This window comes from Brevibacillus fluminis (assembly GCF_003710825.1).
Taxonomy (GTDB): Bacteria; Bacillota; Bacilli; order Brevibacillales; family Brevibacillaceae; genus Brevibacillus_D; species Brevibacillus_D fluminis.
On the sequence record NZ_RHHQ01000060.1, the window covers coordinates 1 to 887 of the forward strand.

The 887-nt window shown below is 37.5% G+C and carries 1 protein-coding gene; it reads right to left on the reverse strand.

Annotated elements, in window-relative coordinates; translation table 11 throughout:
* Positions 1-33: 33 nt before the first annotated feature.
* Positions 34-887 (reverse strand): IS3 family transposase (locus EDM56_RS30860; RefSeq protein WP_122921740.1); only part of this gene is annotated, 854 nt, incomplete at its 5' end.

Genomic DNA, 887 nt, shown 5'->3' on the forward strand with positions numbered 1-887 from the left:
TGAAGTGACCCCAAAAAGTTAGACTCGTATTTTTTAAGCAGCATGTAAGGCTTGAGTTCGGTATTGCACTGGACTTAAGCCTTTTAATTTTATCTTGATTCGTTGGTTGTTATAGTAGTCGATGTATTTGGCTAACTCTTGTTTAAAATGTTCAACGTTCTCAAACTCTTGCATATATAAAAACTCTGATTTTAGGATACCAAAGAAATTTTCAATCACAGCGTTATCATAACAGTTTCCTTTTCGCGACATACTCTGGGTAATGTTCTTTTCTTTCAATACCTGACGGTATGGGCTCATTTGGTAATGCCAGCCTTGATCCGAGTGAATCAGCAAATTGTCTTTGTCAGTTAGTCTCTTACAAGCTTGTTCCAGCATTTTAGACACAAGAGAGTATCTTGGTCTTGAATCAACTGTATAAGCGATAATTTCTCCGTTAAATAAATCTAGCATTGGTGATAAATAGAGCTTTTCACCAAAGAGTTTAAACTCAGTTATATCGGTTACCCATTTCTCGTTTGGTTTTTCTGCCTGGAAATTGCGATTCAAAAGATTCGGTGCCGTCTTACCAACATTCCCTTTATATGAGCGATATTTTTTCATCCGAACCATGCTTTTTAGGCCTAGCTTTTTCATGAGTCGCTGAACTTTTTTATGATTCACCAGATACCCCAGATTCCTCAGTTCATGCGTAATACGACGGTACCCGTAGCGTGCTTTATGCTCATGGTAAATCGCCTGAATCAATGTTTTTAATTCAGCATGTTTATCTGGACGACCGATTGATTTTACATAGTAATTATAGGTACTGCGTGGAATGCCAGCGAGTTTTAGTAAGGCTTTTACAGGAAATTCAGTCCTTAGCTCAAATACTACTTGTGCTTTGT